Genomic DNA, 19,221 nt, shown 5'->3' on the forward strand with positions numbered 1-19,221 from the left:
GTACTCAGGAAGAGTAGGGCATAGATATAAAACGCTACTTTCAAGTCTGCCATCTGGAAAGGCCCTATGGTTAAAGTCCCTCTGTCAATTTTGGTGGTAAGGAACATAGGTACATCCTAGCATAACAATCGCAATCATTGTATAATGGAACAATAAGCTACCTTATGTTAGATAGATCAACTACATCTTAGACTAATACTTAGATAAAATATCCTAACCTTTAAATCTAATTGTCGTAAGTGCCATTAAGCTATATTCAAGCCATAGATTTGGACAATTTTAGTTTAATTAGATTAGTCAAAAACCACCAAAATTGGGGAAGAAGCACTATTTCCGAAATCTCCACCGTACTTTAGAGTGCGGAAAGATTGAGCGATTTAGCTCTGATCTTATCTGTAAGATCAGAGCTAAAGCCCAGTGCAAGGAGATTAGTAGCCGCCACTTCCAGTTTTGCCATTTAACAATTATTTAGATAAGATCCCCGCCTTAAGCAGGATGTGCTGAAGTCCGGCATTGTTACTGAATTCTTCAGCCTCCTTTTGCTTCAGAACCGCCACTTTATCAAAGCTGTTGTCTATGGAAACCACCCCAGAATGGGAGGCCCAACGCTGGAAAAGCTGGCACAAATCAATCCGGATCGTGCCTTTGACATTTATAAAGAACGTTTTGCTGACGCTTCCGGTTTTACCTTTGTTTTTGTAGGAAATATAGATACACTGACGATAAGGCCGCTTTTGGAGAAGTACTTAGGGAGTCTGCCCGGCACAAATAGCAACGCGCAGTTCAAAGATCTTGGTATCGTTCCGGTGAAAGGAAGAATCGAAAAAACAGTGTATAAGGGTAGGGAAGAGAAAGCAACAGTGAATTTAGTCTTTTCGGGGGAATATGATTATACAACGAAACGGATGCTGGAGTTGGAAGCACTGAAGGAGGTGCTGCAGATCAGGATTTTGGAACGCCTGCGTGAAGCGGAAAGCGGGGTTTATACCCCACAGGTCATTGTGTCGGGAAGTAAATATCCAAGATCTGTTTACCAATGTCAGATTACATTCGGGTGTGCACCGGAAAACGTCGAAAATCTCGTTGCTTCTACTCTGGATGAAATTCAGCAGTTAAAAACGAACGAACCTACCCAAACACTTGTTCAGAAATGGAAGGCTGAATTCTTTCGTACCATAGAAACCCAACGACAAACCAATTATTACTGGTTGGCAAAAATCACCTCTCATATACAAAATGACGTCGTGTTCGAACCGGTAGATGCTTATAAAGATCTGGTGGAGAATATCTCGACAGAGGCCATTAAAGATGCTGCGAATTTTTATTTGAGTGAGAAAAACTACATTAAATTGGTACTCTTTTCCGAATAGGGGACTAACGGAGAAAATGGCTATTATTAACTGCTCACGGGCCATGGCATACTTATTGAATATTTAATTATTATAAATTATAGTATATGAAAAGACTAAATCTGATGGCAATCGGCCTATTAATGTTTGCGGCCTGTAGTGGACCGGCCAGTGAGTCGGAAGACAAGGTAACCGATGAGACTCTAAAAGTTGGTACGGATGAAGATGGACACGGATGTAAAGGCTCTCCAGGATATACTTGGAGTGAAATAAAAAATGATTGCATCCAGGTATTTAATGAGGGATTTAGGTTAAATCCCGTAGTGCTTGAAAAGGGTAAAGAGGAAGTTAGCGCTTTTGTACTAATGAATAATGATCAGTCAAAGGTAGAGCTATTCTTACCTGACAGTACAACTCGTTCGATTCTTTTAGATAAATCCGGAAAATTGCTCTTTTCAAATGAGACCTATGAGTACGATGCGGATAAATCGCTTTTATATGCGGATGGTAAATTGGTTTATAAGGGCAATGTCGAATAGTCTGAACTTTGCTTAGCTGATATGTTCTCATATTTATTAGACAATTAGAAATCAATGCTATTCTTAACAAAAAATGGTAAAGCATTCTGCACCAACCCCTAGTCAATTTTTTATATTTCGCGCAGGTAAATTTTATCCCATGAAAAAAAAATATTCAAATTTAAAATAAGAAGTCTTAAAGCAAAAACAAGCATCATCCCCAACCATGTGGTTAGAAGAGATTATACCTTCATTTCAAACAGTTTTTCCGCAGACCCGTTATTTCGAGATAGATTCCGAAGTTGCTGGAAACCGTTTCTCTGCTTCGGTTACTGTCCCAGCAGGGTACGACCAACAAAATAGCGAATCATTTCCTATTGTTTACCAAATAGACGCCAACCTATACTTTCCCTCGACTGCACCCTTCCATCTTGCTACCCATGGGGACGTGATGTCCACGTTAAGGCCATTTATTTTGGTTTCCATAGGTTATTCGCAGGAAGAAAGTCATAAATGGGACTGGCTACGTGTCAGAGACTTAGTGCCCCCTGGAGATGTTGTTCCAGAAATTTTTTATCAAACTTTGGATGGTTCTGTTCAGACAGGCCTCATCTCGCAGGATCAAAGTGATGTGTATCGTGCAATGTTCTCTAAGCCTGCCGGTGATAAATACTTGAGTTTTCTGGAAAACGAACTTCATCCTCTGTTAGCACAAACCTTTCGGATTGACCAAAATGATGTAGGCTTGTGGGGATTCTCTTATGGGGGGCTTTTTACGTCTTATGTAGCGCTGAAGGGATCCAGCATCTTCAAAAAAATTGGAGCGGGAAGCCCAGGTATTGTTGGGAAGGACAGCTATATCTCCAAACTCTATGAGGAAGCAATAGCCTCCAAAATAGATTTTTCGGGTAGAGGGCTGCATGTCACATTGGGCGCTCGCGAATTAGCCGACTTAAGTCCTTATCAATGGCTTACCGCACGGGGTACCAGTGAGCTGCTCGCTCAAACCTCATTACAGCCCTTGCCGGGTCTGCAGGTTTCCAGTGAGATCATTCCATTGGAGACTCACCTAACAGGGGGTATTCCTGCCTGGTTTAGTTTTCTGCGGGCTTGTTACAGCAAGTCTAATTAGATTTTCAGCCTCGCAATAGCGTGTGAGTTGTTCTACAAATCCGTGATGGAAAATGAATGGCAAATAAGACTCAATAAGTCGAACTTGCACATATTGGATCAGGAGGCAAGCAGGATCGCGTTTATTTCAGCGGACCACTTGACAGTCTGTACGCGTTGCTTACCTGATCCAATCAATGGAGTTTAACCGAAAGGCCCGGCATATGCCCATCCGCAGACTGATGCAGGAAGCGGGACTGGCCATACAGACCATCAAACCGGTATTTATGATGAGTCCGATGTCGATTGCTAGTTTTTTGCCCCCTGGAGATATTGATTTTGACCTTGTCATCTTTGATGAGGCCAGCCAGGTTCGCCCAGTTGGGGCGCTAGGTGCGGTCCTGCGGGGAAAACAGCTGGTTGTAGTCGGTGACACTAAGCAACTTCCGCCGGCGAGTTTCTTCGATTAAATGAATACAGATACAGAGGACGTGGACAATGTAACCGCCGATATGCAGAGTATTTTGGGTATGGCCGACAGCCAGGGTGCACCTCAGCGTATGTTGCGCTGGCACTATAGAAGTGGGCATGAGTCATTGATCAGTTTGTCGAACCGCGAGTTTTATGAAAACAAACTGGTGATTTTTCCCAGTCCGGGTTCTAAATACAGAATGGGATTGTCCTTTCATCATCTGCCTGATGCAATTTATGACCGTGGTAAGACCCGAATGAATGCAAAGGAAGCTGAAACCGTCGCGGATGCAGTAATTAAACTCAACATGTGTTTCTGTTGAATAGCTCAATGTACCATGAGTGAGGTGAGAGCAAATTAACGATTTTTAGAATTGAGCAGACGATGAGTGATCGCGGTAAGCAAAAGCTCATTTAATATTATTAGAAAAACCGACACTTTTTCTAGGCAGAGAGAAGTTTTCCCCCGGTGGACCCGGAAAAAAGAACAACAGAATGCTGGGTTTTAAACAGCATAATATTCATGCGTTTAAAAAAAAGGATGCTCAACTTTTCCCTGGGATATTACTTAGTCTTGCGCCGGAATTTAGAAGAGAATCATTTGCAACTCCACTAGAATCCGGGGAGAGAATTTAGAATTCAAACCAGTCAAACATTCCAGTGATAAAACGATTTAATTTCAGTTGGAATAGAGAGGAGGAAATATTATATTTAATTTATTGTTAACCAAATATTTAATCCCTTATGTACACAAAACTAAACCTGTGCTATTTGGCCCTATTGGTCATAGCCACCACAATCACTTCCTGTAAGAAAGATGAGCTCGTTACGCATCAACCTGAAACCGGTCGTTCCCGGGAGCGAATGATCTCAGCCATTTCAATCCCTAATGTTAAAAATGGCCCGATAGGTGCCTGTTACGTGGAGGTGAACTATGCAGATTTACGTAATGTCGGTAAATACACCTTGAATGCCGGTGGCAAGAGGTTGTTTGATATTGCCATTATTTTTGCTGCCAATATCAATTATAATACCTCTACAAGTAAGGCCGTTCTACATTTTAACACTCAGGTCACCAATGTATTGAACAATAAGAATACCTATATCAAGCCGCTACAAGAAAAGGGAATCAAGGTATTACTCTCGATTCTGGGAAATCATCAGGGAGCTGGAATTTGTAACTTTCCAAATCAGGCGGCAGCTCAGGAGTTCGCACAAAAACTCGCAGATGCTGTTAATCTTTATGAGTTGGATGGTATTGATTTCGACGACGAGTACGCCAATTATGGCGCTAACGGAACAGGTCAGCCTAACGCCAGTTCCTTTGTTTACCTGGTAACTGCACTCAGACAATTGCTACCCAATAAGCTCATCACTTTTTATTATTACGGCCCGGCAGCTTCGAGGCTATCTTTTAATGGGGTGACGGTGGGCTCTAAAGTAGACTATAGCTGGAATGCCATGTACGGAACGTATTCGGTTCCAAATGTCCCGGGCCTTCCAAACAGCAACCTGGGGCCAGCCGCTGTGGATATTCAATCCACAAGTGCGGCCACTGCAGCTAACCTGGCGACGCAAACAAAGAACAGCAGTTACGGCACTTTCCTCTATTATAATTTACCTGATGCCAACTCCCAGGCCTATCTCTCCAGCATTTCCAATGTTTTGTACAATACCAATACGCTTTTCGATAGCGGAGCTGGCGGCACAACAGGAGTGAACCTCTACCAAAATGCGAATTATGGAGGGGTTACCACCAATGGCATTCCGAAAGGAAGTTATACGCTTGCCCAGCTGGAAAACTATGGCTTTATCAATGACTGGGCGTCATCCATTAAAATTCCGGCAGGCTGGACGGTGACGCTTTACAGCGATGACAACTTTACAGGAACATCCTGGCAGCTGACAGCCGGTCATAGCAATTTTACCCAGCTATCTCCCAATGCGAATGACTTGGTATCATCCATTAAAATCCAATAGTTTCTTTCTAATTCTTCCGCAAAAATTGACTTGTTTGCGGAAGAATTTAAAAGGTTGTGCTATCAGTTGTTTCTCATTCAAGTAAAGAAAGGGGGTCATGCTCTAATTAATAAAATTTGTCGTCAGGATTTTTATAGAATTATTGCTCTAATGCCTTTCAAACAGTTGGTGACGTGAATATGGCTTTTTTCTGGCGCGCAGTCATTTTTTGCACGACATAGAATGGGGAGTCCAGCACTTAAATTGACGGACAAAACTCAGCGCTCGTGATTCGTGGAAATGAGGCTACGCCATTCAATCATACTCAGTTCCCCAAGACTTTTTCTGGGAAATCAACCTGGATCTGTAGCTCGCCAGTAGAATTACTTGCATTTGTTGGAACTCCCAGCCGAGCTAGACATCCACCACAGATAGTTAACAATACCGGGAATTTTCGCGGGTTTGTCACCCAATTTCCCATCGGACAGCGACAAGTTCATTATAGATGAACAGCTTATAAATTTTGGTTTCCAGTAAAAATGCTATTTTGTGTAGAGTCCTATAGGGAAGATGGTGCTATTACATTTTGGCGAAACTAAGTAGTTTTGTTGTCTTTGATGGCAATTAATGTCGATAAACGGTATATTAGTTAGAATTATTTTATGTTATCACAGGTTCAAAGGCACTTCATCTATTAGCATATGGGGAAATTTTCAACTTTCTGGCCGCAAACGAAATCAATCTTAACAAAATCTTGAAAAAGAATAAATGGAAGTACTACCTATTTTCACAGCGGAAGCGTCTTTGATCGACCTCTTTAGGGAATTTCTGGTGGTTTATGAGGAAACTGAACTGGATGATAAAGATGATGATACACTTTTCTTAAATAGGAAGGGCAGGAGATTTCACGAGATCTATTTTCACAACTACTTTGATGATACGCCGTACGAGCTTTCATACAACCATAGCGAGTCGGAAAAATCAATAATCGAATTGTTTTTTGATGGGAAGGAAATAAAATCTTTTTCAGTTCAATATAAAGATCTGAAATTTCTAGATACACTTTTGCGCGATCTTAGATTTTCATTAAAAAGTGAGAATGTACTTCAATGGACGCTATTAGTCCATCCACTTAAGCGTGTCGTTAAGCTTTCCGATTGTTTATAAATATTGTCTCAGAATAGGCTATAGGTGTGAGCGGTGTAAGTTTCGGATAAATTGACCTCCTCTGCACTAAGCACGCCGTGGGCCTGATGCGTTAGTTAACGTTAAAACATGGTCAGTAAGTCCTTCGGTCCGGGACTTTGTTAATAGGCATCCGCACACCAATTATTTACATCGGAGAACATCAGGTTTACCTCCCTGTCCCCATTTACAATGCGTGACTGTTTCATTTTATTATTTATTAAATTTTGATAAGACAAACTTCATTAGCATTCGACAACCCCACGTAGTGAAATCGGGGCATTATTTAGCCAAATTGACGAGTGTAATGACTTCGGTACTCTTGACTGGACAACCTAATTGCGTTGACTCTTCTTGCTGATTTCAGGAACAAAATCAAACGACTGACTGTCCATAAAAAAGAAGGCAACTTAATTTTCGTTAAAAGGGGTCAATGCTTACTGGTTCTTCCAATTGATGATATTTTTTATTGTTTACTAGGCAACATACTGAATTTGATAAATTTGCAGAATGAAAGCATTTATAGACTTCTTGTTGCAATTTGGAAATCTGAATCAACAGCAGATGGACTTAATTATGAGCAAATCAATAAATATAGAACTCAAAAAGGGCGATTTTTTTTGGCAAGCTGGGAAATCCTCAAAATACGTGGGATTTATTACAGATGGAATTCTCCGAGTTTTTTATGACAACGATAAGGGAGAAGAAGTTACAAATTATTTCGTTGACGAAAATCATTGGCTTTCAGATTGGGATAATTTAGATAAAAGCGTCACACCTATCGCAAATCTACAAGCAATTACCCACTGCTATTTTATTGGATTCTTAAAAAAGGACTGGAACGAATTATTACAGTCTATTTTTGAATTAAATGACATCATTCAAAAAGTAATTATAAAGCATAAGTCAAAAAAACTGGAAAGAAGGAGTCCGTTAATTTCAGAAGATACAACTGAGCGATATCTATCTTTCTTGGAACAGTATCCAAACATTGTCAATCGTATTCCTTTATCCTTTGTTGCGTCATATCTAGGTATGAAACAACAATCATTAAGTAGAGTGAGAAAAAATATTCGCTGATCACTTTTTCACAAATGTGAAAGGATTTTATTTTTTGTTGAGGGACCTTTGCGAGGTTGAAGTTTCAAATCAATAAAAAATATGAAAAAAGTATTCATTACAGGCGCCAATAAAGGAATTGGCTTTGCAACTGCAAAACGACTTTTGCAGAAGGGATTTTATGTGTATCTTGGTTGTCGCAGCCAGGAGCGGGGTTTGCAGGCTCTCGAACAATTAAGATCAGAAGGATTGACTAATGCCGAAGTTCTTCAAATTGACATTACCAGTGATGAGTCTGTGAAAAACGCCCGAACTGAACTAGGTAAAAGAGAAGAAAAACTTGACGTATTAATCAATAACGTAGGCATTACCGGAAATATGCCGCAAGATGCCCTGAATGCAACAGTTTCAGAATTTGAAAGCGTTTTCAATACTAATTTATACGGAACGCTGAGGGTCGTTCAATCATTTAAAGATTTACTAGTAAAATCTAAACAACCACACATTATTAACATTAGTTCAAGTATAGGTTCACTAACGCTTCACAGCAACACCAATTGGAAATATTACGAAAATGCGAATCTTTTTATGATTTATGCAGTTTCAAAAGCTGCACTTAATATGTATTCCATTTCGCTTAGCAATCAACTTCCAAGGTTTAGAGTTAATCTTATTGATCCGGGATTTGTAAGAACCGACCTCACTAATAATCAGGGAAATGGCACACCTGATGAAGCTGCCAGCACGATTGTGAAAACAATTTTAGACCAAAGTGTAGCGACAGGCACATTTGTAAGCAAAGACCATGATCCTGAAACTCAAGAGTGCCCGTGGTAATCCAGGAAATATAAGGGTAAGGTGGAGATTTCGGAGATATCTATACTAAAGTTGCCGGTTTGATCGCCGGGCACAAGGTCACCACTCCCGGGAATGTGCTGCCTGACATCGTTTTGCCTGATACCACTGGAAAAAATATGGTCAGTGTGAAAACAATCCGGGCCTCAAACAAATATGTGCTGCTCGATTTCTGGGCAAGCTGGTGCGCGCCCTGCCGGGCCAATAACCCCGCACTTTTGGAACTTTATGAGAAGTTCCATGCGCAGAAATTGGAGTTTGTAGGCATTTCACTCGATACTGACAAAAATAGCTGGATAAAGGCCATCAAGGCAGATCAAACCAATTGGCTGCACTTGTCGGATCTCAAAGGTATGACTGGGAAATATGCAGTCACCTTCAATACGCAAACGATACCCACTTATATGCTCATCGATTCTTCCGGAAAGCTGATCCTGAATACCCATGACATGAAGGAAATGTCGGACAAGGTCGCATCTCTTTTTTAAAGTAAAATTGATGCCCCAATTGTTACCTTTTGTCTTGCTTAGCCTGACTGGTGGCATGCTGAGCTTGCCTTCATGCGGCTAGAGAAGCTTAATTTCAGTTGCGGTTTAAAAGTATGAAAATGGGTAAAGGTCCGCTAGCTCTGGATGGATGGAGTTAATTGCAGCTTGAAATGCTTCAATGTAGGCTTTGTTTAGCTGATCATCATTTTCGTCCATCAGTATCTCAAGTTCCTGGTAAAGAAAGCCCATTTGTAAAAATTCCATAAATGAAATTCCCAAGTCTTTAAATTGGGATAGATTTGCGTATTCACCCTGTTCATGGTCAAAAAATAAAATGTGACCGTTATTTTTATCGATAAACCATTCATCGCCCTGACCCGTTCTTCCTATCAGCCATAGTGTGCCGGCAATTTTAGGGCTCTGAAGCGCCAGTACCCGGTTTTCAGTGAGGGCGGCTTCGTAACTGGATAATTTTAAGTCCGGCGTAATTTCCAGGCCTTCGTGCATTGCCAGGAAGTTTAGGTAGGCCGGATCCAGTTCGGGTAGTTTGCGCAAGTTTTTTAGGGGGGCGTTCCTTTTTGGGATCTGGTTAAGGATTTCAGTTGGGGGAAGTTTTTCAAACATATGGATAGGTGTTAATTTTGGGTGATTTATCAGTCTTCGCTATTGGTTACCAGTAAGCTGAGGAATTGGGTGCTTATTTTTTGTTGCTTGAGCAGCAGAATGGCCCTTGAGCCATATCCTTACTTCTTCAGGTATTCCTTCCATTTGCAGGTGGGTTTGGTGATATTTTGTAGCTGCATTTACGGCGCCAATGAGCAATACACTTTCAGACAATTGATATTTTCCAAGGAATTCGTAGGCTTCTGATAAGGAATAGGCTTTACTCATGAGATCGTTGTCTGGATTTCCAAAGTTATATAAACTAGATTCTTAACTACAATATGTTTAAACCATAATTGAGTTTACATCGCGCATAGTGCGTCGTTGGCCTGATAGAGCTATAAATTGACCAGAAGCTTCAGATCGTGTAAAAAATGGTTCGAAAAATGTTCAGTCAAGTCGACTTACAGAATATTGGTCGATATCTCCTTCACGGACATGAAGTTCAGCGTTTAATTAATTATAAGTTTTAATCATTAAATCAATTTAAGGAGGAAAGACGTATGACGCTTAGGGCCACTAGGCAGGTAAGGTAAACCAGAATGTGCTGCCCATTCCGAGTTCGGTGTCTACGCCAATTTCACCGCCGTGACGTGCGATGATGTCTGCGCAAATGTATAAGCCCAGGCCCAATCCGGAAACCTGGTTTCCTGAGTCATCTGCCCGGAAATACCGGTCAAACAAGTAGGGTATTTTGGCAGAGGGAATGCCCGGGCCCTGGTCACGGACACTGATCTTTATAAAGTCGTCCTGTTTTTCAATGTGCAGGTAGATCTCCCTGGAAAGCGGGGCATATTTTACGGAGTTGTTGACCAGGTTGACCACGACCTGGTCTATGCGGTGTTCGTCTGCGAAAACTTTCAGTTCCTGGTCTCCTGTCAGGATGAGCTCGTGATTTCCGGATTCCCGTATGTGGCTGCAACAGTTGTCAAGCAGGGTTGCTACCCTGAACCATTCTTTCTGGAGCGGCACTTCTCCCTGGCTCATTTTTGACACATTCAGCAGGTCATCCACCAGGTCGGTGATTTTACTGATGCTCCGTGTGGATTGTTCAATCAGCTTGGGGAAAAGTACGGGATTGATGTTGTGCTTCATGCGATCCAGCATTTGCAGGGATGCCTTTAGTGTAGTGATCGGGGTTTTCAATTCATGGCTGGCGATCGAAATGAAATCGTCTTTCTGCTGCTGCAGTGTCTTATATTCGGTAATGTCTACTACGGTTCCGATTACCCGTTCAGGAACCCCGGCCGCATCAAAAAATACGCGCGCCTGGAACCTGACCCATTTCATTTCGCCCTGAGGCGGAAAGATTCGGGCCTCGTAAAATATATTCCCGGTAATGCTGGCCTCCTGGTGTGCGCGATCACTCAGGTGCAGGTCCTCGGGATGATACAGCGACAGCAGTGTTTTGCGATCTGCATTTTGCAGGCCGAATATTTCATCGAAACGTTCTGAGGTTGTTAGCGTTTCAGCTTCGTACCGGAATTCAAAAATGCCGATGTTTGCTGCCTGGGTAGCCAGTCTCATGCGTTCTTCAATTTCTTCAATTGATTTTCTGGCATTGACCTTTTCTGATACGTCTATACCAATGACCATGATCGCGGTAACGATACCTTCCAGGCTTAGGACAGGCTCATAGACAAAGTCAATGAATAAATGCTCGAGGATGCCATGGCGAAGCAATGGGACCTGCGCTTCCTTTGCAGTGTAAGGGATATGCGTGCTGATGACCTGCTGCATTACCGGCGCGTAGACTTTAGCGGCCTCGGGAACGCCGTCCCAAATCCTTTTGCCATCCAGCTGAGCCCTGTTTTTTCCCACCAGCTCCAGGTAGCGGTCGTTGACATCGGTAACAATTAAATCAGATGCCCGGATGACGCATATGGCGAAGGGTGCCTGCTGTATGAGGTTTCGAAACCGTTGCTCGCTGGATTCCAGCTGATCATATGAACTGTGTAATTCCTTGTTGACATTTTCGAGGTCATCGTTGGTTGCAATAAGCTTTGCATTGATTTCGGCTAGTAATTCATTTGCGGCAAACTCCTGCTCATTCAATCGCTGTACGTCCGCTATGGAGTTGACCAGTTCCGTAACGTCGGTGGCGTAGCAGACTACGCCTGTATTCCGCCCAGTGGCATCTTTTACGGGTTGGTAGCTGAAAGTATAATAGGAGGTAGTAAGTTTCCCATCTATGATCAGTTCTGCTTTGTCATTGATTGCATAATAAGGTTCCCCTGTCGCCAGGACACGTTTTAATAGAGCTTCAAAAGGCTGACCGGCCAGTTCTGGCAGCGCCTGTGAAAACGGCATGCCGATTACACTTTTGTCCTTTCCCCAGGCCCTAAGGCAGGCTGCATTGGCGAGGGCTACCCGAAGTTTCTCTCCTACAATGAGGTAGACTGGATACGGTGAGCCTTCAATAAGGCCGGCAAGAATATGAGGATCAGGAACATTCATTCGGTAGTGGTCGGAAATTATATTTGTTTTTCGTAACACGAATTAATGAAAATATCTTTGCTTTCTGGCCACATTGATCAAATAATGTCAGGTTGCTGTATCTGTAATGGTTCACTGGTGTTTTAGGACTTCCTGTTGGTGCAGGATCTCAGGCTTTGTGCGGTCAGAGAAATGGCCTTATGGCGTAAGGTCTGGTTTCCCTTTGTCATGACCCAAAGCATGGCGGCGACGATAAGGGTAGATAACCTACTGTTGGAGATTTGTTCGTGCTTTATCCTGATCGCTTTTTCCAGTCGGTTTTCAGCCTGGTATGATAGGCTATGCTTCACTTATTAACATTTTGATAGAAGGTGCCGGCACCCAGGTAACAGCATGCAAACCAATGCCAGAAAAGTTTGTTAAAATAAAACACCTACTTATAAATATCATGATGTACAAGAAATGCTTAATAATCGCAACACTGGGCGCAATGATGTTCAGCTGTAAAAAAGACCAACAAAATCCAATCGAAATAACCGCTGATGCTGATAGTTCTGCAGTTGCCTCCCTGGACTCGGAGATGGCTGCAACCAGAACAGATGAGCAGAACGAAAGTGATTTCGACACCGATGCCAGGACCCCGCGGGTTTGTGTTTATAAGTTTACCGACAGTGACCCTATCATCCTCGATGAAAGTGACGACGTAAACGCAAGAGCTGTCCTGCTCAAAGGAACAAAGTGGGCGAATGGAAAGACCTTAAAAGTATTTTTTATGAATGGGAGCCCTTATCTGAGAAATAAAGTGATCACTCATGCGCGGAAGTGGGCCAATCATGCTAATATTCATTTTGCTGTTACCAAAAACAAAGCAGAATCCGACATCCGCGTAGGTTTCAAGATCAATGGGGATCAAGGCTCCTGGTCATACTTTGGAAAAGACGCGGATCGTTATCGCAAAGGCAAACAAACCATGAATTTTGGCTGGTTTAATAAGAAGACTGACGAGGCCGAGTTGATTAGAACAACAGTGCATGAATTTGGACATGCTATTGGTTTAGCCCATGAACATCTCAGTCCGGTCAATACTATCAACTGGAATAAGCCTAAAGTGTACGATTATTATATGGGCCCACCGAATAATTGGACCCGCAAACAAGTGAATGAGCAGGTACTTAATAAGTACAAACCAAGAGATGTACGCAATACAAGATATGATCCGCTGTCAATCATGCATTATCCCGTCGATCCTGCGCTTACAACAGACGGCCAGGCAGTTGGGGTAAACTGGACGCTATCTGCTAAGGACAAAAGCTTTATCCGTAAAATATATCCAAAATAGTAAATAACGGTGCACTGAAAGATACAGTGCGCCGTTTTTTTACAAAGATAGCGACAGGATTTTGTCCAGATGAGATCAGTTCTTTTGCGTGTTTCAGCCCATTACGGCACTGAATATATTGCTGCTGTTACCGGTCAAAAACGATTCGGGTAAAGCACAGAGGAGGTTGCATAATGCCTGAGTGCTGTAATTTTTGTAGGCCTTTCTCAGTAAGGTCATTTCCAGCAGATGGAAACAGGATATTCTCCCCAAGCACTTAAATGGTATAACTGCCGCCACCAGGTGTCTGGATCTCAGTGTCTGTAATGTCAGCATCAGTTTGCGTCGCAGAACTGAAATCTATACTGTTCCAGTTGGGAGCTGTTTTCGCTAATACTCGGCTGGTATCGGTTGATAAGGAATTACCAGCAACTTTTTAAGCGCGATTTGGTTTTTTGCTAGCAGAAAGTGAGCGCACAACGCAGCGAAGAAGTAAGATCTGTTGAGCAGGATTTCCTGGCGCAATGGAGCGAGTACCCTGCTGAGGACCTGGAGTAATTCTCCAGCGTCACTTAACCTAACAGAATAACACACACTATACCCGGGGGTCAATTCTTATTGCGTCAACCCCTTTTCCAAACCATCCCATCCACAAAACATTCCTGTCAGGAATATTGTTGTAGATTAAAACGATCGATATGCTACATATATTTATAGCCGATGACCATACCGTGGTACGGAACGGACTAAAAATGTTGCTGGAAACGAATGATAATATGACCATCGTGGGCGAAGCAGCAGATGGCCATCAGGCCCTTGACTTTTTGGAACAAAATGAGGAGGTAGACCTGGTGCTTTCGGATATCAATATGCCGGAGTTGGACGGAATCGGGTTGACCAGAGCAATCAAAGCACGTGGTTACGCAGCTAAAGTCGTGCTGCTGTCTGTGCATGAACAGGAAAATTACCTTTATGATGCATTTCGTGCCGGCGCTGATGGCTATTTGCTCAAATCTGCCGCTATTGAAGAACTGGTATTTGCCCTGCGACATGTGTATTCAGGAAAACAATATGTATGTTCGTCCCTCATGAAAGATCAGCTCTCGATGAACATGCAAAGAACTTCAGAAACAAGATTAGCACATTCAGGTGATATCGAGCTCTCCCCCAGGGAGATGGAAGTACTTGAACTGATTGCAACGGGCATGACGAATATGGAAATAGCTGAAAAATTATTTTTGAGCAAAAGGACTATTGAAGGACATAGGCAGAGCCTGATTGATAAATTCGCGGTACATAACACTGCTGAACTGGTATGCCTTTCAATGCGCGCGGGTATGCTCAGCTAATGCATGCATTACGTAAGAGATAATTGATGGCATCGGCGGCAGCACCAAAGAATAACCAATAACTGTTCATATTGTTTATGTTGCAGCCGTCAGCTGATCAATTGGAGCGGTAATTAAAGAAATTGTGGACAGCTGTCAGTAATATTTTCGCTCCTGCATTTTGTTGTTCCTATGCCTGGTGGCTTTTTTATAATGGAGTGGAGCAGAAGTTTTTATCGCAATATTAATATTGATGAATTTTGATCAATACCAATATTTCTTTTATTTTTAACTGGTTAAACATCTATCCCTGAAAATGAACAAAGCAAATCACGAGGCTAACGTTATACATCCAATACCAGCAAATGAAATGGACAGGATCATCCGATTATCTGAACTGGATCTTGACTATTCAAGCTTATCTGACAACTTTAAAGACCTCACACACTTAGCCGCAAGGATATCGGGTACTGATATCTCCCTTGTAAATATAATCGATTCTTTTACCCAGTGGACTGTAGGTAGTCACGGAATAGACTTGGAACAGATGACCAGGGAGGAATCAGCATGTCAATACACGATCATGGGTGATGACCATTTTGAGGTACCAGATTTATCTACCGATCAGCGGTTCCAGAATAACTTCTATGTAAAAGACCCCATTTCGCTACGCTATTACTTCGGCGTACCATTAAAAGATAAAGGCTCAGACGGCGTAAATTTTGGCGCTTTATGTGTACTTGATACCAAAACCAAGTCGCTCACGCCCGAGAAAGTAGAACTTTTAAAAATTATTGCTGATGAGGTTGTCAATCGTTTGAAAGCTTATCAGGCTATAGCCTTGCTCAAAAGCAAAGTTAAAGACGCCAACGAATCAAAGAAGAAAGTGGCACATGATATACGAGGGCCACTGGCCGGAATCATCGGGCTGTCCCAGATCATAGCTGAACAAGGCAAATCTGCAAACCTGGATGAGGTAATGGATTTTATTAACCTTATCCATAAAAGCAGTCAGTCGGTTTTAGAGCTTGCGGATGAGATATTGGTAGATGAAACCGCCCGGAATGCAGCTGCTGGCAACGAGTTTAACCTAGCCATGTTCGCAGACAAACTTCACAAGCTGTATGATCCTCAGGCCATTAATAAGGGTGTAGTTCTGGATGTAGATGTGGTAAAATCAGTAGACCATATTCCTATTTCCAAAAATAAACTAGTACAGATAGCTGGAAACCTACTTTCCAATGCGATAAAGTTTACCCCCAGAAATGGCCGTATCCATATCGTACTTAATGTTATTGTGCAATCCCATCAAAATGTATTGGCCATTACAGTTTCTGACTCTGGAACGGGCATGTCGCAGAAGCTTATAGACCAAATCCTGAACGGTACTGCCGAAAGCAGCAATGGTACCTCTGGAGAAGTTGGTTATGGCTTTGGGCTTTCCTTAGTAAAGCATTTGGTAGACGGTCTTAAGGGCAGTATGCAAATTACCTCAGAGCCTGGCCAAGGCACTGTATTTAACATCCTGATCCCCCAGGGCAACGCTTAATTATTGTATCCATATTTATCCCTGGCCCCTCATAGCTTTACAGCTTTTGGATAAATCATTCACTGTCAATGAAAGAAGAAGCAATTGCAAGAATTGATTGTCCTGATGAACTTAAGGAAAAACTAATAGAACTGGTGGTTTACCAGAACTATTCAAAAGAAGAAGTAGCTAAAAAGTACGGTCTGGTAAATACCTACATCCTCACCAACTGGATTATTGTTTATAAGAAAACTTAGAGAAAGGAGCCGTAACTTTAGCTCCCATGGAAAGCCGAAGACCAAAGATGCCGCTGAGCTTAAGAAGCGGATAAAGGATCTGGAGAAGGCATTAGAGAAGGCCAATGTACTTATCTATGGCCTGAACTCGATGATTGACCATGCTGAAAAGGCACACAAGTTTCCCATTAGAAAAAAGGGTGGTACCAAACAGTAAAGCTGATCATGGAGAAATGCATTACAAGGATGGGCTTCGGGCCAATTGTCGCACATACAACTGAGGAACCTTTGATCAAGCGGTGGAAGAACTGTAGAAAAAAGGTCTGCAATCTCCAGTTCAGCGAAGTATGCCTTATCTCCCCCGAGTGCAAAGTTATTGATCCAGGCAATGTAGGTATTGGCTACATGAACCAGCATATACCGGATGTAAAATATCTAGAAGGCCAAATCAGATCAATGCCATGTCAAAAGCGATTCAAGCGCCTGCGTTTACCCATCATGTACAACAGGATCGTACTGACCAAAACCAACGAAGCAATAATCAATACCACATTGCCATACGCCTTGTAGGGCGTAAATTCCAGTAAGATGGTACCCAATATAACCCCGGCTATACCCAACATTCCCGCCCAGGACATTCTCATTCTTAAAGATCTCATACACAAAATTAAACAGCCTAGATTATCCCGGCATTCATCCCCTGTTAAATTTTAAACAGGAAGGCATTCCGGTAATTTACATAGCCGGAGCTACCTATAGACAAAGGGCGTACCGAGTGGAAAAGAGTTTTCATTACCTATTGTGTTCGGTGATCAGTTTGCCAACCTGCTCCACAAATCCTTCCTCCAGGTCGTCTTGGCTTGTCCATTTTACCTGATCGCCATCGGGCTCAGGAAAGATCACGCCGACTTTGATTTCACCTTCCAGGATGCGATAAAGCCCGTTTTGGAGCGGTTCAATGATAAAGTGGTCTTCTGATAGTTGTATTTCAAATGATTCCATATGATGTAAACAACATGGTGGGCATTAGGTTTTACCTAATGCTTCCTGATTGCCAGCTGAATCAGCTGCCTTCGACAACATAGGCTTTCAACTCATGCAGTTTGCCCTCACGCAAGCGTCAGACATCGCAATAAGAATAGTCGACAGGGACAACTTCCTTATTTTTTAGATTGATTCTATCGGTGGCGATGACAAAATTCCCTTCCACTACCAGGTTTTCAACGCTGAATGTTGGTGGCTCGGTATACACCTCGGCAATATACTGGCGTACCGCGTCTTTTCCCTTCAAGACCTGATCGCCGCATTCGCGTTTTCCAAGATTTGTTTATAGTTTCCCATTAGGATTTGTTTAAAAACACCTTAATCGCCCCGATTTCATTTCCCACTTCAGCTACCGCTTCTTTGAGTTCATCATTGGTCACTTTCAACTGACTGGTCCAATGCTGTAGTTCGTAATCATTATCTAAATTAATGCGTTCTGCATCCGCGAAATTTTCTGGATTTTTCATCTGGCTATTGTTCGTTTACGCTATCAACTCAACAAATTCATCCCGAAGTAGTTTCGCCAAACCACCGTAATCTGTTAAACAGAACTTTTATGCCGCCCATTTTGTTGAATGAGGGATGAGTGACGCTAGAAAACCTTCTTACCTGAATTTTGATAAAGAAAGCTATCCCTGGAAGCCTGATGTTGATTACCACAAATTTCCCGAGCTGTACTGGGTGGGAAAGGGAGAGCAAGGAGTATCGATCTGCGAGCCGTACAAATCTGAGATTGGTCAGCACTGGCGCTTTAAAACGCCGGAGATCGCTATGCAAAGCAGTGAGCTTATTCTTAAAGTTTTTCATGAATACCTGGACAAAAACGATTTCGTTGGCGCTGATATGGCCAGAAAATTCTTACAGATGGGCTATACCCGTGCCAGGAGGTATCCGAATTATAAGGGCGGGAAAAAATATGATAAGAACGATGATTATAAGCAATTGGAGCGTGGGACGGGAGAAATTGAGAAGGCCGAATCAGCTGCCATCTTTTATTAAAAGTGGCAAGTGGCCGAGGCGGATGCTAGATATAGCCAATTGAAAGGGGAATGGAAAAAATATATGGATAATTTAAACAGGCAGAATATCGTTGATCCGGATGTTCCGGAGGAGACCGTGGTCAAATTTTCCAGGTGGAAACAGGCTTTCTGTATTTTTCTTGCATTACTTATCATTGGGGTCGGTGGGCTTTGGGTTATCTTTCCAAAGGGGGACCCCCTTTCTTTGAGTTCGATCTGGAGTTATACATTCGGCACGTTATTTATCTGTTTTGGTAGCGTTTATATTTAGATTACGGTGCAAGACTTCCTCAACCGGGATGCGCAACTGGTCATCGGTAGCCGGGGAATAAAAAGACTCGGCGGTATGTATTATCGCTGGAATGAGATCTCTGATGAAAAAATTGTTAGAAGGGGTTCCGGGAATCAACGAGCTATCGTTTGATCTACAGTTGCCCCGGGGGATCGGTGGATATGACCCTGAGCGGTCTAGATATGGGAAGAACCAGGCTCAGCCATCTGCTCCATGTGTACAGGCAGAGGTCCAAAAAGAAGTAATCGTCATTTGCTGCTTTGACGCTTTTCCCTCAATTGGAACTGATTGCCACTGAAATTAGGAATAACAAATCTCGTACTAAAGTGTTTTGCTTATATAAATCAGCAGCCATGGAACAAC

At 42.5% G+C, this 19,221-nt stretch carries 25 protein-coding genes; 17 read left to right on the plus strand and 8 right to left on the minus strand.

The window, feature by feature from the left end:
* Nucleotides 1-593: 593 nt before the first annotated feature.
* The 10 genes from WAE59_RS04235 to WAE59_RS04280 all read left to right on the plus strand — a co-directional run bounded on the left by WAE59_RS04235 (nucleotide 594) and on the right by WAE59_RS04280 (nucleotide 8,994).
* The gene (locus WAE59_RS04235) at nucleotides 594-1,370 is read left to right on the plus strand and encodes a M16 family metallopeptidase (protein ID WP_337854691.1); all 777 of its coding nucleotides are present in this window, start codon (nucleotides 594-596) and stop codon (nucleotides 1,368-1,370) included.
* 86 nt (nucleotides 1,371-1,456) lie between these two features.
* Nucleotides 1,457-1,888 carry a hypothetical protein gene (locus WAE59_RS04240; RefSeq protein ID WP_337854692.1) on the plus strand — a complete coding sequence of 144 codons (432 nt, stop codon included), beginning with the start codon at nucleotides 1,457-1,459 and terminating at the stop codon, nucleotides 1,886-1,888.
* A gap of 205 nt (nucleotides 1,889-2,093) precedes the next feature.
* Nucleotides 2,094-2,999, plus strand: a complete 906-nt coding sequence (locus WAE59_RS04245) for an alpha/beta hydrolase (protein WP_337854693.1) — start codon at nucleotides 2,094-2,096, stop codon at nucleotides 2,997-2,999.
* Between the two features lie 175 nt (nucleotides 3,000-3,174).
* Complete coding sequence (locus tag WAE59_RS04250; RefSeq protein ID WP_337854694.1) at nucleotides 3,175-3,447, plus strand: AAA domain-containing protein; 273 nt, start codon at nucleotides 3,175-3,177, stop codon at nucleotides 3,445-3,447.
* Nucleotides 3,448-3,771, plus strand: a complete 324-nt coding sequence (locus WAE59_RS04255; protein WP_337854695.1) for a hypothetical protein — start codon at nucleotides 3,448-3,450, stop codon at nucleotides 3,769-3,771. It abuts the gene before it with no gap.
* 421 nt (nucleotides 3,772-4,192) lie between these two features.
* Nucleotides 4,193-5,428 carry an endo-beta-N-acetylglucosaminidase H gene (locus WAE59_RS04260; RefSeq protein ID WP_337854696.1) on the plus strand — a complete coding sequence of 412 codons (1,236 nt, stop codon included), beginning with the start codon at nucleotides 4,193-4,195 and terminating at the stop codon, nucleotides 5,426-5,428.
* Between the two features lie 747 nt (nucleotides 5,429-6,175).
* Nucleotides 6,176-6,574 carry a hypothetical protein gene (locus WAE59_RS04265; RefSeq protein WP_337854697.1) on the plus strand — a complete coding sequence of 133 codons (399 nt, stop codon included), beginning with the start codon at nucleotides 6,176-6,178 and terminating at the stop codon, nucleotides 6,572-6,574.
* A 528-nt stretch (nucleotides 6,575-7,102) separates the two neighbouring features.
* Complete coding sequence (locus tag WAE59_RS04270; protein WP_337854698.1) at nucleotides 7,103-7,672, plus strand: Crp/Fnr family transcriptional regulator; 570 nt, start codon at nucleotides 7,103-7,105, stop codon at nucleotides 7,670-7,672.
* Nucleotides 7,673-7,753: 81 nt separating this feature from the next.
* Entirely contained in the window at nucleotides 7,754-8,488 is a 735-nt protein-coding gene (locus tag WAE59_RS04275) for an SDR family NAD(P)-dependent oxidoreductase (protein ID WP_337854699.1), read from the plus strand.
* A gap of 59 nt (nucleotides 8,489-8,547) precedes the next feature.
* Nucleotides 8,548-8,994 (plus strand): TlpA family protein disulfide reductase, encoded by a 447-nt coding sequence (locus tag WAE59_RS04280; protein WP_337854700.1) that lies wholly within the window; start codon nucleotides 8,548-8,550, stop codon nucleotides 8,992-8,994.
* A gap of 105 nt (nucleotides 8,995-9,099) precedes the next feature.
* On the opposite strand, the gene WAE59_RS04285 is transcribed toward WAE59_RS04280, so the two are convergent.
* The 4 genes from WAE59_RS04285 to WAE59_RS04300 form a co-directional block, all read right to left on the minus strand.
* Nucleotides 9,100-9,618, minus strand: coding sequence for a hypothetical protein (locus WAE59_RS04285; RefSeq protein WP_337854701.1), 519 nt, complete (start codon nucleotides 9,616-9,618; stop codon nucleotides 9,100-9,102).
* Between the two features lie 39 nt (nucleotides 9,619-9,657).
* Nucleotides 9,658-9,885, minus strand: coding sequence for a hypothetical protein (locus WAE59_RS04290; protein ID WP_337854702.1), 228 nt, complete (start codon nucleotides 9,883-9,885; stop codon nucleotides 9,658-9,660).
* Between the two features lie 291 nt (nucleotides 9,886-10,176).
* Complete coding sequence (locus WAE59_RS04295) at nucleotides 10,177-12,114, minus strand: PAS domain-containing sensor histidine kinase (protein ID WP_337854703.1); 1,938 nt, start codon at nucleotides 12,112-12,114, stop codon at nucleotides 10,177-10,179.
* A gap of 122 nt (nucleotides 12,115-12,236) precedes the next feature.
* The gene (locus tag WAE59_RS04300; protein WP_337854704.1) at nucleotides 12,237-12,443 is read right to left on the minus strand and encodes a hypothetical protein; all 207 of its coding nucleotides are present in this window, start codon (nucleotides 12,441-12,443) and stop codon (nucleotides 12,237-12,239) included.
* A 98-nt stretch (nucleotides 12,444-12,541) separates the two neighbouring features.
* Between WAE59_RS04300 and WAE59_RS04305 the strand changes: the two genes are divergently transcribed.
* From WAE59_RS04305 to WAE59_RS04325, 5 genes are all read left to right on the plus strand, one after another.
* Nucleotides 12,542-13,432, plus strand: a complete 891-nt coding sequence (locus tag WAE59_RS04305) for a M12 family metallopeptidase (protein ID WP_337854705.1) — start codon at nucleotides 12,542-12,544, stop codon at nucleotides 13,430-13,432.
* A gap of 677 nt (nucleotides 13,433-14,109) precedes the next feature.
* Complete coding sequence (locus WAE59_RS04310) at nucleotides 14,110-14,760, plus strand: response regulator transcription factor (RefSeq protein ID WP_337854706.1); 651 nt, start codon at nucleotides 14,110-14,112, stop codon at nucleotides 14,758-14,760.
* A gap of 295 nt (nucleotides 14,761-15,055) precedes the next feature.
* A complete protein-coding gene (locus tag WAE59_RS04315) occupies nucleotides 15,056-16,288 on the plus strand; it encodes a GAF domain-containing sensor histidine kinase (RefSeq protein WP_337854707.1) in 1,233 nt (410 codons plus the stop codon).
* Between the two features lie 68 nt (nucleotides 16,289-16,356).
* The gene (locus tag WAE59_RS04320; RefSeq protein ID WP_337854708.1) at nucleotides 16,357-16,524 is read left to right on the plus strand and encodes a transposase; all 168 of its coding nucleotides are present in this window, start codon (nucleotides 16,357-16,359) and stop codon (nucleotides 16,522-16,524) included.
* Nucleotides 16,505-16,720: a hypothetical protein gene (locus WAE59_RS04325; protein ID WP_337854709.1), complete on the plus strand. Its 216-nt coding sequence runs from the start codon at nucleotides 16,505-16,507 to the stop codon at nucleotides 16,718-16,720. Before WAE59_RS04320 ends, WAE59_RS04325 begins: the two co-directional genes overlap by 20 nt.
* 247 nt (nucleotides 16,721-16,967) lie before the next feature.
* On the opposite strand, the gene WAE59_RS04330 is transcribed toward WAE59_RS04325, so the two are convergent.
* The 4 genes from WAE59_RS04330 to WAE59_RS04345 form a co-directional block, all read right to left on the minus strand.
* A complete protein-coding gene (locus WAE59_RS04330; protein ID WP_337854710.1) occupies nucleotides 16,968-17,162 on the minus strand; it encodes a hypothetical protein in 195 nt (64 codons plus the stop codon).
* Between the two features lie 133 nt (nucleotides 17,163-17,295).
* The gene (locus tag WAE59_RS04335) at nucleotides 17,296-17,505 is read right to left on the minus strand and encodes a hypothetical protein (RefSeq protein WP_337854711.1); all 210 of its coding nucleotides are present in this window, start codon (nucleotides 17,503-17,505) and stop codon (nucleotides 17,296-17,298) included.
* Nucleotides 17,506-17,623: 118 nt separating this feature from the next.
* The gene (locus WAE59_RS04340) at nucleotides 17,624-17,794 is read right to left on the minus strand and encodes a nuclear transport factor 2 family protein (protein ID WP_337854712.1); all 171 of its coding nucleotides are present in this window, start codon (nucleotides 17,792-17,794) and stop codon (nucleotides 17,624-17,626) included.
* A gap of 49 nt (nucleotides 17,795-17,843) precedes the next feature.
* Nucleotides 17,844-18,014: a DUF3606 domain-containing protein gene (locus tag WAE59_RS04345; RefSeq protein ID WP_337854713.1), complete on the minus strand. Its 171-nt coding sequence runs from the start codon at nucleotides 18,012-18,014 to the stop codon at nucleotides 17,844-17,846.
* A gap of 115 nt (nucleotides 18,015-18,129) precedes the next feature.
* On the opposite strand from WAE59_RS04345, the gene WAE59_RS04350 reads away from it, so the two are divergent.
* Entirely contained in the window at nucleotides 18,130-18,546 is a 417-nt protein-coding gene (locus WAE59_RS04350; RefSeq protein WP_337854714.1) for a DUF4385 family protein, read from the plus strand.
* Nucleotides 18,547-18,940: 394 nt separating this feature from the next.
* Nucleotides 18,941-19,156, plus strand: a complete 216-nt coding sequence (locus WAE59_RS04355) for a hypothetical protein (protein ID WP_337854715.1) — start codon at nucleotides 18,941-18,943, stop codon at nucleotides 19,154-19,156.
* Nucleotides 19,157-19,221: the final 65 nt, after the last annotated feature.

Origin of the sequence: Pedobacter sp. GR22-6 (assembly GCF_037402555.1) — a bacterium.
GTDB lineage: Bacteria > Bacteroidota > Bacteroidia > Sphingobacteriales > Sphingobacteriaceae > Pedobacter.